The 13,985-nt window shown below is 46.2% G+C and carries 13 protein-coding genes; 3 read left to right on the forward strand and 10 right to left on the reverse strand.

What is annotated here, in order from left to right; genetic code table 11:
- Positions 1-119 precede the first annotated feature (119 nt).
- Complete coding sequence (gene pheA, locus NIES2104_RS19775; protein ID WP_058999972.1) at positions 120-974, forward strand: prephenate dehydratase; 855 nt, start codon at positions 120-122, stop codon at positions 972-974.
- Here pheA and NIES2104_RS19780 read toward each other — a convergent pair.
- The 3 genes from NIES2104_RS19780 to NIES2104_RS19790 all read right to left on the reverse strand — a co-directional run bounded on the left by NIES2104_RS19780 (position 938) and on the right by NIES2104_RS19790 (position 4,995).
- Positions 938-2,554, reverse strand: a complete 1,617-nt coding sequence (locus NIES2104_RS19780; protein WP_058999973.1) for a DUF697 domain-containing protein — start codon at positions 2,552-2,554, stop codon at positions 938-940. The two genes, pheA and NIES2104_RS19780, sit on opposite strands and share 37 nt — an antisense overlap.
- 134 nt (positions 2,555-2,688) lie before the next feature.
- Positions 2,689-3,771, reverse strand: a complete 1,083-nt coding sequence (psbA, locus tag NIES2104_RS19785) for a photosystem II q(b) protein (protein ID WP_058999974.1) — start codon at positions 3,769-3,771, stop codon at positions 2,689-2,691.
- Positions 3,772-3,957: 186 nt separating this feature from the next.
- Positions 3,958-4,995 (reverse strand): hypothetical protein, encoded by a 1,038-nt coding sequence (locus NIES2104_RS19790; RefSeq protein WP_058999975.1) that lies wholly within the window; start codon positions 4,993-4,995, stop codon positions 3,958-3,960.
- Between the two features lie 400 nt (positions 4,996-5,395).
- Between NIES2104_RS19790 and NIES2104_RS19795 the strand changes: the two genes are divergently transcribed.
- Both NIES2104_RS19795 and cofG read left to right on the forward strand, forming a co-directional pair.
- On the forward strand, positions 5,396-6,076 hold the full coding sequence (locus NIES2104_RS19795) for a helix-turn-helix transcriptional regulator (protein WP_058999976.1): 681 nt from the start codon (positions 5,396-5,398) through the stop codon (positions 6,074-6,076).
- 21 nt (positions 6,077-6,097) lie between these two features.
- The gene (gene cofG / locus NIES2104_RS19800; RefSeq protein WP_058999977.1) at positions 6,098-7,057 is read left to right on the forward strand and encodes a 7,8-didemethyl-8-hydroxy-5-deazariboflavin synthase subunit CofG; all 960 of its coding nucleotides are present in this window, start codon (positions 6,098-6,100) and stop codon (positions 7,055-7,057) included.
- On the opposite strand, the gene NIES2104_RS19805 is transcribed toward cofG, so the two are convergent.
- From NIES2104_RS19805 to NIES2104_RS19835, 7 genes are all read right to left on the reverse strand, one after another.
- Complete coding sequence (locus tag NIES2104_RS19805; protein ID WP_058999978.1) at positions 7,009-7,863, reverse strand: alpha/beta fold hydrolase; 855 nt, start codon at positions 7,861-7,863, stop codon at positions 7,009-7,011. The genes cofG and NIES2104_RS19805 overlap by 49 nt on opposite strands.
- Positions 7,864-7,928: 65 nt before the next feature.
- On the reverse strand, positions 7,929-9,266 hold the full coding sequence (gene clpX, locus NIES2104_RS19810) for an ATP-dependent protease ATP-binding subunit ClpX (protein ID WP_058999979.1): 1,338 nt from the start codon (positions 9,264-9,266) through the stop codon (positions 7,929-7,931).
- Positions 9,267-9,275: 9 nt separating this feature from the next.
- Positions 9,276-9,971 carry an ATP-dependent Clp endopeptidase proteolytic subunit ClpP gene (clpP, locus tag NIES2104_RS19815; RefSeq protein WP_058999980.1) on the reverse strand — a complete coding sequence of 232 codons (696 nt, stop codon included), beginning with the start codon at positions 9,969-9,971 and terminating at the stop codon, positions 9,276-9,278.
- Between the two features lie 142 nt (positions 9,972-10,113).
- A complete protein-coding gene (tig, locus tag NIES2104_RS19820) occupies positions 10,114-11,517 on the reverse strand; it encodes a trigger factor (RefSeq protein WP_058999981.1) in 1,404 nt (467 codons plus the stop codon).
- A gap of 188 nt (positions 11,518-11,705) precedes the next feature.
- Positions 11,706-12,149 (reverse strand): type II toxin-antitoxin system VapC family toxin, encoded by a 444-nt coding sequence (locus tag NIES2104_RS19825; protein ID WP_058999982.1) that lies wholly within the window; start codon positions 12,147-12,149, stop codon positions 11,706-11,708.
- Positions 12,146-13,363, reverse strand: a complete 1,218-nt coding sequence (locus NIES2104_RS19830; RefSeq protein WP_072218103.1) for a HigA family addiction module antitoxin — start codon at positions 13,361-13,363, stop codon at positions 12,146-12,148. The genes NIES2104_RS19825 and NIES2104_RS19830 overlap by 4 nt, the downstream gene beginning before the upstream one ends.
- Positions 13,364-13,382: 19 nt before the next feature.
- Positions 13,383-13,727, reverse strand: coding sequence for a type II toxin-antitoxin system RelE/ParE family toxin (locus tag NIES2104_RS19835; protein WP_156427002.1), 345 nt, complete (start codon positions 13,725-13,727; stop codon positions 13,383-13,385).
- Positions 13,728-13,985 lie beyond the last annotated feature (258 nt).

Below are 13,985 nucleotides of genomic sequence, written 5' to 3' on the forward strand. Positions count from 1 at the left end.
TTCTGATTGCACGTTCACCTTTTGAAATATAAACATATTTAGTTGAGCAAAAGATTACGGTTTTACAAAATGCAGCAGATTATAGAAATGACGGGAGTTTGAAAGCTGGGGACTTGACGATGACACAGACGATCGCACATTTAGGACCACACGGAACGTATACAGAATCTGCGGCACTAAAGTATCTAACTTGGCTGTCACAGACTCAACATGATACGGCGTTTCTTTGTCCTTATCCCAGCATTACCCAGACAATTGAAGCTGCCGCCAAAGGTCAAGCACAGTTTGCCGTCGTTCCGGTCGAAAACTCGATCGAAGGAAGTGTAACGATGACGCTCGATGCCCTCTGGCGATTGGACACTCTGAGAATTCAACACGCGATCGTACTTCCGATTCATCATGCGTTGTTATCGATCGCAGAACGTTTAGACGAAATTCAAACCGTTTATTCTCATCCTCAAGCGCTGTCTCAGTGTCAAAATTGGCTCGATCGTAATCTTCCAAACGTTCAGTTAATCGCTGCGAATTCAACCACTGAAGCACTACAGCACTTGGGAGAAGATCAAACGATCGCAGCAATTTCCTCACAAAGAGCCGCACAACTCTACAGCTTGCCGATTCTCGCTTCACCGATTAATGATCATCCAGAAAACTGCACTCGCTTTCTCGTTCTGAGTCTAAACGCTTCGTCGGGTGGAAGTCGGACTTCTCTAGCCTTCAGTGTCAGCGCAAATCAGCCTGGAGTCTTAGTGAAACCACTCCAGATTTTTGCAGAACGAGGAATTAATTTAAGTCGAATTGAATCACGACCGACAAAGCGATCGCTGGGAGATTACGTCTTTTTCATGGATTTAGAAGCAGACAGCCGTGAAACTGCAATGCAATCTGCACTAGCAGAATTAGCAACTTGCACAGAAACATTAAAGATCTTTGGAAGTTATAACGTTCTTCCTTCGATTAATTCAGGTTCTTGATGAGTCACCAAGACAGGCTCAGGAACCGCTAAAGGTGGAAGCGGTTTTGCATCTTCAAGTTTTGCACCAATTTCTAAAGGCGCTTCTTGAGGAGCAGGTAAACCGTCCAGCGGCTTAGATACTTCTGGAGCAGGAGTGGAACTTGCTTGAATCGTGGGTTTCACCAACTGATCGACTGCCTGCTTTACAAACGCTTGCAGGAAGGGCAAACGCCGATTTTGCTCGAAGACTTTCTGCATTACTTGTTGCAGCACGTCCTGTTTAATCTCTCCGCTCGGCTGCCCTTCAAAGTATTCAATCAGCGTCAATCCAGCCATCCGCGTCAGATAAGCGGCACTCACCCCTTGCATCAATCCACCTGCAACAAACGTAATCGCGTTCGTTTTGAGAATCGATGCGATCGCTTGTGTGGAAACTTCCACCAGTCCCAATTTCACCATCACACTCGCCATCGTTGCCGCAACCGTTTTCGCCTGCTCTACTGTGAATTTGCGCTGATATAAACTGCTCAGGTCGTAAACCATTTGTCCATTAATCGCTGCGGTCGCTAACAAATCCAAGGCTGGAAACGGATTTGCAAACGCGGTTCCCGCCACAATCCACTGAGCTTGATCGATTTTCGGCGTTGCTCGATCGCGTCTCACTCGATTCAATGCCATTTTCGCTTCAGCTTGAACCGCCGTTACATTGCTGAGCGAACTGCTTAAAACGAGTTGCTGTCCCTCATTTAACAGAATTTGATTTAAGCGATCGAGCAATGGCAAAATCTGCGGATCTGGTTTTTCGAGCCATTCTTTAACTGTGCCATCCGATCGATGTTGTCTGATTTTTAATGATTTTGGATTTGTTGCGATCGCAATCACATCTTGAGGCGCAAGAATTCCCGTCATCCGTTCCCGCAAATGATTCAAAATCGTTTGCTGAACTTCAGGCAAATATTGATCTTGCTTGTTGAATACAAGAACTAATCGCTTTCCAACTGAGGTGATTTTTTGAATTGCTTGAAATTCAGTGGCAGTTAAATCGCCATTTGTCACGAACAGAACGACATCCGACGATCGCGCTAATTTCCAAGCATCTCTTTCTGCAATAATCCCACCATCGGTCGCTGCAAATAATTCTGGCGTATCTTGCAAAACTAATTTCTGTGAAATGCCTTCCGCCCAGCGATGTTGTAAGAGATTCACGAGCATCGTTTTACCAACGGACTTTCCACCCATGACCGCAAAGCGAATTTCATCACGATTAAGATCTGAAGTGATGGATTGAATCTGCGATCGTAGATCGGACAATTGTTGAGCGCTACCATCGATCGTTAAATCCTGAGACTCGATCGCCAGCAGATCTAATAAACTTTTTGCCTCAACTAATTCGGTTTGAACCCGATTTAATGTCACTGGCTCAACTTTAATTTTCGGCGTGTCGTCTTTCTGAAATTTCAACGCCACCCAAGCAATCCCGCTTCCAATGACGATCGCGGGAAGCCAATCGCCCAGAGTATGCGTCAAATTCTCTAAAAACCACAGGGAAAGGGACGCACCAATACCACCGAAAATTAACGATCGCTGCCAGCTAGACATTTCTGATCCATTTTGCAAGTCACTGATTCCCAGGATAAGCGATAGTTCTTCAGTTGACTTGCCCCAAACGAATCAAATTTAAACGCGAAAAAGCCCCCCAGTCGTGGAGGGCTTTGTGCTAGCTCTGTTGAGAATTAGCCGTGGATTGCAGGTGCACTCAGTGCAACCGGTGCCGCTTCACCTGCCGCCAAGTCGAGCGGGAAGTTGTGAGCGTTCCGCTCGTGCATCACTTCCATACCCAAGTTCGCACGGTTGATCACGTCAGACCAGGTGCTGACCACACGACCTTGCGAGTCGATGATCGATTGGTTGAAGTTGAATCCGTTCAGGTTGAATGCCATCGTGGACACACCCAAGGCGGTCATCCAGATACCAACCACGGGCCATGCTCCCAAGAAGAAGTGCAATGCGCGTGAGTTGTTGAACGATGCGTATTGGAAGATCAACCGACCGAAATAGCCGTGTGCTGCAACGATGTTGTAGGTCTCTTCTTCTTGTCCGAACTTGTAGCCGTAGTTTTGGCTTTCTGCTTCGGTGGTTTCACGAACCAACGAGGAGGTGACCAACGAACCGTGCATTGCACTGAACAAGCTGCCGCCGAATACACCTGCTACGCCGAGCATGTGGAAGGGGTGCATCAAGATGTTGTGCTCTGCTTGGAACACCAACATGAAGTTGAAGGTTCCAGAGATTCCGAGGGGCATACCATCGGAGAACGAGCCTTGTCCGATCGGGTAGATCAAGAAGACTGCGGTTGCGGCTGCAACAGGGGCAGAGTAAGCAACGCAGATCCAAGGACGCATGCCGAGACGGTAGGAGAGTTCCCATTCACGTCCCATGTAGCAGAAGACTCCGATGAGGAAGTGGAACACGACCAGTTGGTAAGGTCCACCGTTGTACAGCCACTCGTCGAGTGATGCTGCTTCCCAGATCGGGTAGAAGTGCAAGCCAATTGCGTTCGATGAAGGAACGACTGCACCGGAGATGATGTTGTTACCGAACATCAACGAACCTGCAACGGGTTCGCGGATGCCGTCGATGTCCACGGGGGGTGCTGCGATGAAGGCAACGATGTAGCAGATGGTAGCAGCGAGCAAGGTGGGGATCATCAACACGCCGAACCAGCCTACGTACAGGCGGTTTTCGGTGGAGGTGACCCAGTTGCAGAACTGCGCCCACAGGTTGGCGCTTTCGCGTCTCTGTAAGGTGGTTGTCATGGTTCTGTATGAGTGCTTAATTGGTTTACTCAAAGATTAGATTGACGAATCAATCTATGAAACTAGATTAAGCGAGTTATTTCGTTTTGTAAAGGGGTGAATTAAGTTTCTGCTCATTTTCTGTAACAGTGAATTTACTGTTGCACAGGTCGATCGTTAGAACTCGTGCCGTTTGGGGTTCAAATTTCAGGAATGAGAAGCATCTCCAATCCTGAGATTCGCCAGTGCTTGCTTCATATCGGTTTCTAAGAATCGATCGACAGAGCCATGAATCCAAGCAAACGACTTCTGATGGTCTTCACAAATTCGCTCAAATCCAAGAACATGCCGCAACCTCTCATAAATCGGATGAACGATTAGCGAATACAAGTCACAGATTTCTGGATAGTCGTTCCGAATCTTTAGTAAAGTCTGCTGTGCGTCTTCTAGAAGCTGGCACAACGTCGCGACGGTCAGATAAGGCTGATCGATGACCCAGGCTCGAATGTGAATTGATAGGCAAGTTCGATCGCCTGGAACCGCCATAATGAACGGATCGACTGGATTATCAGTGGTGAGGTAGAAACTTTTACTTGGCTGCTGGAAGAAGTAACCTTCCGATTCTGATGCCACCGGGAAAAGCACAGAGGCGGCGACGACTGTGTGATTGTCAGACCGTCGTAAAACTCGCATTCCAGTCGCGTACTGTTGCGACCAAATTCTTAAAACTTTCGCAACCTTCGACATGGCAGCACCATCGCGGATCATCGGTGCGTAGTTGCGGGTATACAGATTTGCGATCGAGATTGCATCAGTCCGTGGATTAAACGCGTCGGCAAAAAGTTCGATCGATTTTTCCGGTTTGGGCAGTTCCAAATCAGGCAGAGAACGAACTTGTAAACAGAGCGAATTTCCGTCGTACTCTTTATCGAGGAGTCCGAGGGAAACTAAGCGATCGATCATCATTCCAGCGGCTCGATCGCTGCCTCGATCTTGACCTTGGTAAAACAGTTCAGCCGCTTCGCGATGAGTGCAGCTAATCAGACCGTCTGGAGCCTGAAGCTCTTTTAGATTCGTGGGAAGCCGCCCATGTAATTCTTCCTGCTGCTTTAGAAGAAGATAAGCCCACAACCGCACAAAATATTCTGCTTTGCGTCGTGTGAGTCCGCCTCGACGCTGAATCATTGATACATACGGACGTTGGATCTCGATCGGGAACAAGCGATCTACGAGTTCTGGAAGCATGACAGGTGGGGGCTTTTGAAGATTTAGGAAAACAACCCAATTGGGTGATAGTCAAGCGAATGCTAAATCAACGACAATCTGAGATAAGAAATTACGGATGCTTTTATTTAGTTCGATTTGCAATAGGAATATGCACATTCGATTGCGATCGAATGACTGAACACGCACCTTCTAATTGATATCGCTCTGTCTTAACCAAAGTTATGCACCATCAATGGTTTCAGAGCTGTGCTCTTATTATGATGAGTTCTTCCTTTCAGACTGATAAAATTCCTAAAACTTCAAATTACTTCAGTCTCGTTCGCTGTTGTTCAGGTTAATTCAGTATGCTTCAGTGCGCTCATTGTGTGTTCAGAAGGACAGTTCGCACAATGAGGCAGTGCTTAACAATTCCGAAGCTATGACTGTTCCCTTCTTCTCTGTGCCTCCTGCACGCCATGTCGCCTGGGTCAATGTATACGCTCAACAGCGATCGAATCGTCGCTCTCGCCGCAATCACTCAAACGAAGGAAATCAGGGGGATTTTTCGAGTTTGTCTTCTTCAGAGGGTGATTTTGTGAGTCAAGACGCGCTTTGGGGAGTGTTGCTAGAAGCGATGCCCCTCGGTGTAATGGTATTGGCTTCATCGCTGCAAATGGTTTACTGCAATGAGAAAGCGAAAGATTTGTGCGATCGTTTACGAAATGAAGCGAATGAATTACCAATCAGCATTTGTCAGCTTTGCCAGCGATTGATTCAAGAAGATTCGCCAGAGCCGCTGATTATGGAGTATCAAGAACAAGAGCAGTTCTTGCGCTTACAAGCTCGATGGATGAATTTGTCAACGCCACAGCCGTTACTTCTGGTTTTGATCGAGGATTGTCATGAATCGATGCGGAATGAATTAGCGATCGAGCAAGATAAATATGATTTAACCGATCGAGAAGCCGAAATCTGGTTCTTACTGCGTCAAAAATATCCGTATCAAGATATTTCTGCGTTGCTCAATATCAGCTTGAATACGGTAAAAACGCACGTTAAGAACATCTATGCAAAGCGGAAGAACTTAGCAAAAGAGCGCAAAATTTGGTATTCCAGATAGTATGTCTATTCTGGTGCGCTGATGCGATCGATTACTTACAGTCCGGCTTATACGATCGTTCCAACTTACGAATGCTTTAATCGCTGTACGTATTGCAATTTTCGGGTTGATCGAGATGAATGGCTGAGTTTGTCCAAGGCAGAAAAGACTCTAAAACAGCTTCAATCTCAGAACGTGATTGAAATTCTAGTTTTAAGTGGCGAAGTTCATCCGCAAAGTTCGAGAAGAGCGGCTTGGTTCGATCGCATTTTCGATCTTTGCGAACTTGCGCTTTCAATGGGATTTCTACCTCATACTAATGCTGGAATTCTCAGCTTTGATGAGATGTCGAAACTGAAAACGGTGAATGTTTCAATGGGGTTAATGTTGGAACAAATGACGTTTTTAGAAGAAGTTCATCGCCATGCACCGAGTAAAATTCCAGAAGTACGATCGCAACAATTAACCTGGTCAGGAGAATTACAGATTCCATTTACAACCGGATTGCTGCTAGGAATTGGGGAAAGTGAGCGCGATCGTATCGACACATTAGAGAAAATTGCTCAGATTCACGATCGCTTTGGTCATATTCAAGAAGTAATTCTACAGCCCTACAGTCCAGGTCACAAAGACAGCCTCTCTCAAGCTGCTTTCAGCCCACAGCAATTAATCGAATTAATCAAAATCGCGCGTCAGACTTTACCAAAATCAATTTCGATTCAAATCCCCCCAAATCTCGTTTCAAACGATTTAATTGCTTGCTTAGAAGCAGGTGCAACTGATTTAGGTGGAATTAGTCCACATGATGAAGTAAATCCTGATTATCCGCATCCCAAAGCTTCAGAATTAGAAAAATTCTTGCGACCTCACGGATTTGATTTAGTTCAGCGATTGCCTGTTTATCCACAGTACGATTGCTGGCTTTCTAATCGATTGAGAAGCGCTGTCCAACGTTATAGAACTGCGGGACTTGCCACACCTAAAAACTCTGTGACGTGTTGAAGATACGTTTCTGGATCTTCCAACATTGGAAAATGTGCGGTGTTTGGAATCGTGACGTGCTGAACTCGATCACTTAATACCGCAGCATTTTTTCCCAATTCAGGAGGAATAATCTTGTCGTATTCACCCGAAATTAACAACGTTGGAACCGAGATTCGAGCAAATTCACCGGGCATCGTTTTCGCTGCTTCTTCACTCACAGCGGAATACATTGTGCCGAGTGCAGCCGCTTCATCTGCTAGTAAGAAATCCGCTAAAAATGCGCGACTTTCTTCACGCGGGACAGGCTGATGAAGAAATCGCTGCATAAATAAGCGATCGGTAAACGGCAAACTATAAAGCCACGGCAGACGGAATTTCACCACATAGCCACCAAACTGATGAAAGGCTTTGAATGCTCTTTCTTGATATTCAAAAATGCCACTACAGGTGAGAACAGCTCGATCGACGAATTCCCCGTATCGATTAAGGAATAAAACCGCGATCGATGCCCCAGTCGAATGAGCATTCAGACAAACTTTCTGAAGCCCTAGTGCAACTAACAGCCCCGCCAAATCTCTGACGTAGATATCTAATTGATAAGTAGACTCAGGCGCTTTATCCATCTTTGAGCGACCGAATCCGCGCATATCGTACAGCAAACAATCGAAATGATGAGACAGCGATCGAGCCGTACTTTCCCAATATCGAGCAGAACCACCCCAACCATGAATAAATACTAAAACTGGCTTACCGCTCGGTTCATTCCCCGATTCAGTAATCCATTCGTAATAGTGATTAAATCCGTTCACTGAAATGTAAGCCATGCCGTTTAGCAGATTGATGTCTAATGCTTAGGGTATCATCGGACTTTCAATCTGCTAATCAAGCTTTATGCTGATTCCGGTTTTGGAATCGAGGACGGATGTAGGAGCAGTTCAGCCGTCGATCGCTTCTCAACCATTTCGCGAGTAATCGTACAGCGAGTCACATCCTTACGGGAAGGCAACTCGTACATGATATCGAGCATCATTTCTTCGACAATGCTCCGAAGCGCCCGCGCTCCGGTCTTCCGACGGTATGCCTCTTGTGCGATCGCTCTTACCGCATCAGGCTTAAATTCAAGCTGTACATTGTCCATCTTCAGCAATTTCTGGAACTGCTTCACCAGCGCATTCTTCGGCTCTGTGAGAATCTCAGCGAGTGCATCTTCATCAAGTGGATCGACCACTGCCATCACTGGAATCCGTCCGATAAATTCAGGAATCAGACCGAATTTCACTAAGTCGTCCGGTTCTAAGTGTTGCAATACATCAGCAGTGCGCTTTTCTTTCGATTGTTCGCCGGATTGGACAAATCCCATCGCTCGTTTGCCCATCCGCTGTTCGACCGCTTTATCGAGTCCCACAAACGCACCACCGCAAATAAATAAGATGTTGCTGGTATCGATTTGAATGCAGTCTTGATAAGGATGTTTGCGACCGCCTTGAGGAGGGACATTCGCGATCGTGCCTTCCAACATTTTCAATAGTGCTTGCTGAACGCCTTCGCCCGATACATCACGGGTAATCGAAGGATTCTCGCTCTTCCGCGCAATTTTATCGATTTCGTCAATATAGATAATTCCGCGTTGCGCCTCTTCGACATCGAGATCAGCAACTTGAAGCAACCGGAGCAGGATGTTTTCGACATCTTCACCGACATATCCCGCTTCAGTTAATGTTGTCGCGTCAGCTACCGCGAACGGAACATCAAGAATTTCAGCTAAAGTCTGAGCGAGAAGCGTTTTACCGCATCCAGTCGGACCAATCAATAAGATATTCGACTTCTGAAGTTCAACGACATCGTCTGGGGACGACTTGCCGTTGCTCTTCGCCTGTAGAAAGCTCAGACGCTTGTAATGGTTATAAACCGCGACCGAGAGGACTTTTTTCGCCTCATCTTGACCGATGACGTGTTCATCCAAATACTTCTTGATCTCTCGCGGTTTGGGCAATTGATTGAGGGAAATATTTGCAGAACGCGATCGACGTTTTTCTGGGGCTTGCTCTCGGCGCGGGACAGGTTGCGGGGCAGCACTGGAGTCAAACAACTCCTCATCCAAAATCTCATTGCACAAATCGACACACTCATCGCAGATGTAAACACCTGGACCAGCGATTAGTTTACGGACTTGTTCTTGAGACTTGCCACAAAAAGAACATTTTAGATGGGAGTCGTACTTTGACATAGCTGCCTCTTATCTTGCTGCGGCGACAGGTTCGTTTGCTTTAGGGAGATTTTGCCGAGTGATCACTTGGTCAATCAATCCATAAGCCTTTGCTTCTTCGGCAGACATAAAGAAGTCGCGTTCTGTGTCTGCTTCGAGGCGATCGAGCGGTTGTCCGGTGTGCTGAGCGAGTAACTCATTCAGCTTGCGCTTATGATAAAGGATTTCTTTCGCTTGGATCTCGATGTCCACGGCTTGCCCTTGAGCGCCACCCAACGGCTGGTGAATCATAATTCGAGAACTCGGCAAGGACATCCGTTTTCCAGGAGTTCCACCGGACAGAAGGAACGCTCCCATACTAGCAGCGAGTCCAAAACAAATGGTCACGACATCACAGCTGACTTGCTGCATCGTGTCATAGATTGCCATTCCCGCTGTGACAGAGCCACCCGGAGAATTGATATAGATTTGGATATCTTTTTCAGGATCTTCGGCTTCGAGAAACAGAAGTTGAGCCACGATCGAATCGGCAACCGTGTCATCGATCGCGCTTCCGAGGAAGATGATTCGTTCGCGCAACAGACGCGAGTAAATATCAAAGGCACGTTCACCGCGCCCAGACTGCTCAACCACCATCGGGACGACATTGGTTGGAGCGGCTTGGGAGACGACATCCAGCGTGCTGAGATTTTGAATGATGTAGTCGTGAGATTGGGAGTTATACATGAGGCAAGCGGCTACGTTCCACAAGTTCAATTCTAGCCAACAAACGATAAGTTATCAGGCTTACATCTGAATGCTTAATGATTTGCTGGATTTATAAATCACTTGGGCAGGTGAGACACCTACCCCACAGCCATTTATAGCCCTACTCTACAACCTCAACTTCGACTGCTTCCGCTTCGGTATCGTCGGATTCCTCTACTTCTTCAGGTTCGTCTTTTTTCAAAGTTCCTTCGGGGACAAGCTCGATCGTTGAGTTCGCAGTTAGCCAATCCATGATCTTTTCTTTGAGCAAGTCTTCTTCGACGGCACTTCTGAGCCGATCCATGTCAATGTCGCGTCCCGCCAATTCGGTCAGCAGTTCTTGAATTTTGTTATTGAGTTCGTCTTCTTCGACTTTGATCGATTCTTGTTTGGCGACTTCACCGAGGGCGAGAGTGCGCTTGATTCGCTCGATCGCATCAGGGCGTGATCGCTCTTTCAACATCGGAATCGTGTCCTTATTTAAGAGCTTTTTGATATCAATGCCTTGTTGCTGAAGCTGCATCGCGGTCTGCGTCACCATATATTCGACTTCACGTTCGATCATGGTTTCGGGCAAGTCCGCCTCAACTTGATTCAGCAATTCGTTTAGAAGCGCTTCTTCTTTATTCGATTTGGTTTGCTCTTCAGCTTCTTCAGCAAAACGCTTTTCTAAGGATTCACGCATTTGGGCGATCGTTTCAAATTCATCACCGCTCGCTTCTTTCGCAAAGTCATCATCGACTTCCGGAAGTTCTTTGCCCTTCAGTTCTTTGAGGGTAATTTCAAACGTCGCAGGTCGTCCGGCAAGCTGCTCTTGGGGATAATCTTCTGGGAACGTGACCGAAATTTCTTTCGTTTCACCCGCATTCATGCCGATAATTCCTTCGATAAATCCCGGAATAAAGCGACCTTCTTCGAGTTCAAGCTGGAAATCAGCGGCATCACCGCCCGGAACTTCGATTTCTTCCTCACCATCCACAGGCGTAAACCGACCTTTGAAATCAACAACCGAAACATCACCTTTTTGAGCGGGGCGATCTTCGATCGGAATCAAAGTTGCCATTTGTGTCCGGTAGTTTTCGATCACCGAATCGACTTTTTCTGGATCGGGCTTCACTTCTTCTGCTTGAAGCGTGAAATCTTTGTACTGCTTTAGGGTCACTTCAGGCGACACATCCACTGACGCTGAGAATGTCAGCGCTTGACCCGGCGTATACTGAGCAATTAAGTCATCGAACGACGATCGCAGTTGGAAATTTCCCAATGCTTCGATCTTTTCTTGCTCGATCGCTTGTTTTAGCGCAGCATCAACTAATTCTTCGATCACCGTGGCTTTGATTCGCGCCATTCCGAAGCGCTGAATCAAGACTTGGCGCGGTACTTTGCCTTTACGGAACCCCGGAACATTCAACGATCGCGTAAAATCCTGCAACACGCGATCGTAGGTTTTCTGAGACATCTCTGGCGTAATTTCAATTTCCAGCCCGATTTGACTGGCGGGAAGTTTTTCCTGGGTAACTTTCATCGGCGTAAGTGACAAAGAATGCGAATTTCTATCAAGCAGTAAGCTATACTAACCGATTCTAGTCACGGTTGCGCGATCCGTTTGGGGGAATCTTAAGGATCAAACTGTGAAGAGTATTGAAATCCATTTGAAAAATCTCTTTCTTAAGAGCAAGTTATAGTGAAACGAAGCTTTCCAGGAAAGATAATTTAGGCGAACTTTTCTCCGCTAAAATCACGCACATCGTAAGCTGTGGCTGACAACTTATTCACTAATTTCAGATCTAACGTCAGCATTGGTGCAGAAGCTTGCTGCGATAGAGCAACATAGCAAGCATCATAGGCACTAATCCCCTGAGCTACTGCGATGTTAATCGCATCGCTCATCAAATCTGGCGCAGAAACCGCTAAAAATGGAAGCGATCGTAGCTCCACCATATCATCTGCCAAATCAGCAAGATCATACTGCCCAGCTCGAATATACTTCCACAATACGTTTGTACATTCAATGTAGAAAAGATCAGGAACAAATAACGCTGTACCCGATTGCGGTATGTAGGAAAGCAATTCATCTACCTGGTTAGACAATGGATCAGGAATCAGATGCTTCATGTAAACACTGCTGTCTATCACGTATCTCAGAGATAAGCTCATCGGTTGCGATCATCCTGAATCATTCGGGTACTATCTAACTCTGGTGGCGGCGCGGAGCGCTTCTTTCGCCTACTCTGACTGCGCTGCAAAATCTCCGCTACAGATTTAGATGGATCTCGTTGAGCTACATCTAGCCAATCCTGAAGCTCGTTTTTGACCGGAAGAATGTGCTTATTTAGCTGACTGTAAGAAAGTCTGCCTTCCCAGCGTAATCGTCCTACGACTATTCCAGGGTGGCGCATTTGATGAGTGGCAAAGCTGATAATTTTGGATTCAGAAAAAGAGGGTTGAGCCTGTTCAAGAAATTGATTGTATGCGATCGGATCTAATAACCAATTCCGACCCATTTCATTTGCCGCAACTTCGTTTTCATCCACATCTTCTTCATCCAAGTTATCCAGAATCAGTCCTTCATGACCTAATACGATGTGGGCAAGTTCGTGCATTAACACAAACCAGAAATTATCGTTGCGGTTGTGGCGCAACGTCAGCGCGATTACGGGTTGAGCTATTTGATTGTCGAGATGTAATGCTGCACCATCTAAATAGGTTTTAGAGAGGTGTGGAACAATCACAAATCTCACTCCATGATCCATCAGAAATTCAGGAACCCGTGCAACATTCGCAAGCTGAAGACTCATCTTGGCGAGTTCTGGAATCGCTTGAATTAGATTTTGTCGATCGTAAACCGCAACCCTTTGCTGACGAGCCAAATTTTCTACTCTCTTTGCCCATGCCGTCTGAGCGCTTATTTTAGGTTGACGCTGTTCGGAGCGGCGCATACCCATTGCAACTTGAGGAGTTTCATCAATATTAGAAATTCCGTAAAACGTACAAACTTGCTGCTCTAACTCATCAATTAATTTCGTCTCTTGCAACCAACCCAACTTCGTCATCTCAGAAACTGGGGCACGATTATAAATTTTGCTTTTCCGTGCGATCGGCTTCTCTACCTGCGTTTGTCTTGCTAGGAAAAGTTGATAGTTTGCTTCAAGATTAATCCAAAATTCCGCAGATGTTCCAAACGCCGCGGAGAGTTCTAGAGCTGTCTCTGGCGTTATTTGTTTTGTTCCTTTAATAATTTCGTTAATTGTTTGAGGTGGGCGACTCATGATTTCTGCGAGATCTTTTTGTGTCCAATCTCGCGCCTCCAGTTCTTCGCTAATTACCCGCCCAGGTGCAAATACCTTAGCGGGCTGCAATGGTTGAGTCATAAGCCTACTTCCCCGTGTATCAGTTATGTTCTTCGATACCCATAATCTGGAGATACTCTCCTAGCAGATCCCTTGTCAGTACTAACAGTAAGCACCATTGACCATTCAACCTTATCGAATACTGCCCATCACGCTCACCCGTTAGTGCTGCCAAACGACAGCTTGAGAGTTGCCGAAGATCCCGTTCGTCGGCAGCAGCATCAATTCGAGCCATGATGTCAAAGAACGCATCGACCACAGTGGCTCCATATCGGGTCGAGCCTTTCTTCTTCTCGTAAAGAAGTTTGAGTTCTTTAGACTTAAATCCCCAACGCATTAAAATCTTCTCACTGTAGCGATCGGGCAAACCTACCAAGATGGGCAAGATTGATTGGATCTTACAATACGAAATTCGGCTTTGGGGTGAATCAGTGAATTCATTCTATCTGAATGTGAGAGTTACTGTCTATACACTTTGTAAGGTCTTGTAAGCGTAGAGAAGGAGGGATGATTCAATACGCTAGATCAAGCGTTCTAGAAGTTTTTGGGTCAGATGAACTACCATATATAAATCATTAAGATTTATGAAGTTCGATCTGAAGACTTGTGGCTTCCTGCTCAAATAAACGGAGGATTACAGTCC

The sequence above is a fragment of the Leptolyngbya sp. NIES-2104 genome (genome assembly GCF_001485215.1).
In the GTDB taxonomy this organism is placed as follows: Bacteria; Cyanobacteriota; Cyanobacteriia; order Leptolyngbyales; family Leptolyngbyaceae; genus Leptolyngbya.

Bases quoted from the DNA above. Each gene is read 5' to 3' on its own strand.
- NIES2104_RS19830 (WP_072218103.1), bottom strand. From the start codon at position 13,363: ATGACTCAACCATTGCAGCCCGCTAAGGTATTTGCACCTGGGCGGGTA.
- NIES2104_RS19805 (WP_058999978.1), bottom strand. From the start codon at position 7,863: ATGGCTTACATTTCAGTGAACGGATTTAATCACTATTACGAATGGATT.
- tig (WP_058999981.1), bottom strand. From the start codon at position 11,517: ATGAAAGTTACCCAGGAAAAACTTCCCGCCAGTCAAATCGGGCTGGAA.
- psbA (WP_058999974.1), bottom strand. From the start codon at position 3,771: ATGACAACCACCTTACAGAGACGCGAAAGCGCCAACCTGTGGGCGCAG.
- NIES2104_RS19795 (WP_058999976.1), top strand. From the start codon at position 5,396: ATGACTGTTCCCTTCTTCTCTGTGCCTCCTGCACGCCATGTCGCCTGG.
- clpX (WP_058999979.1), bottom strand. From the start codon at position 9,266: ATGTCAAAGTACGACTCCCATCTAAAATGTTCTTTTTGTGGCAAGTCT.
- cofG (WP_058999977.1), top strand. From the start codon at position 6,098: ATGCGATCGATTACTTACAGTCCGGCTTATACGATCGTTCCAACTTAC.
- NIES2104_RS19780 (WP_058999973.1), bottom strand. From the start codon at position 2,554: ATGTCTAGCTGGCAGCGATCGTTAATTTTCGGTGGTATTGGTGCGTCC.
- pheA (WP_058999972.1), top strand. From the start codon at position 120: ATGACACAGACGATCGCACATTTAGGACCACACGGAACGTATACAGAA.
- NIES2104_RS19790 (WP_058999975.1), bottom strand. From the start codon at position 4,995: ATGCTTCCAGAACTCGTAGATCGCTTGTTCCCGATCGAGATCCAACGT.
- NIES2104_RS19825 (WP_058999982.1), bottom strand. From the start codon at position 12,149: ATGAGCTTATCTCTGAGATACGTGATAGACAGCAGTGTTTACATGAAG.
- clpP (WP_058999980.1), bottom strand. From the start codon at position 9,971: ATGTATAACTCCCAATCTCACGACTACATCATTCAAAATCTCAGCACG.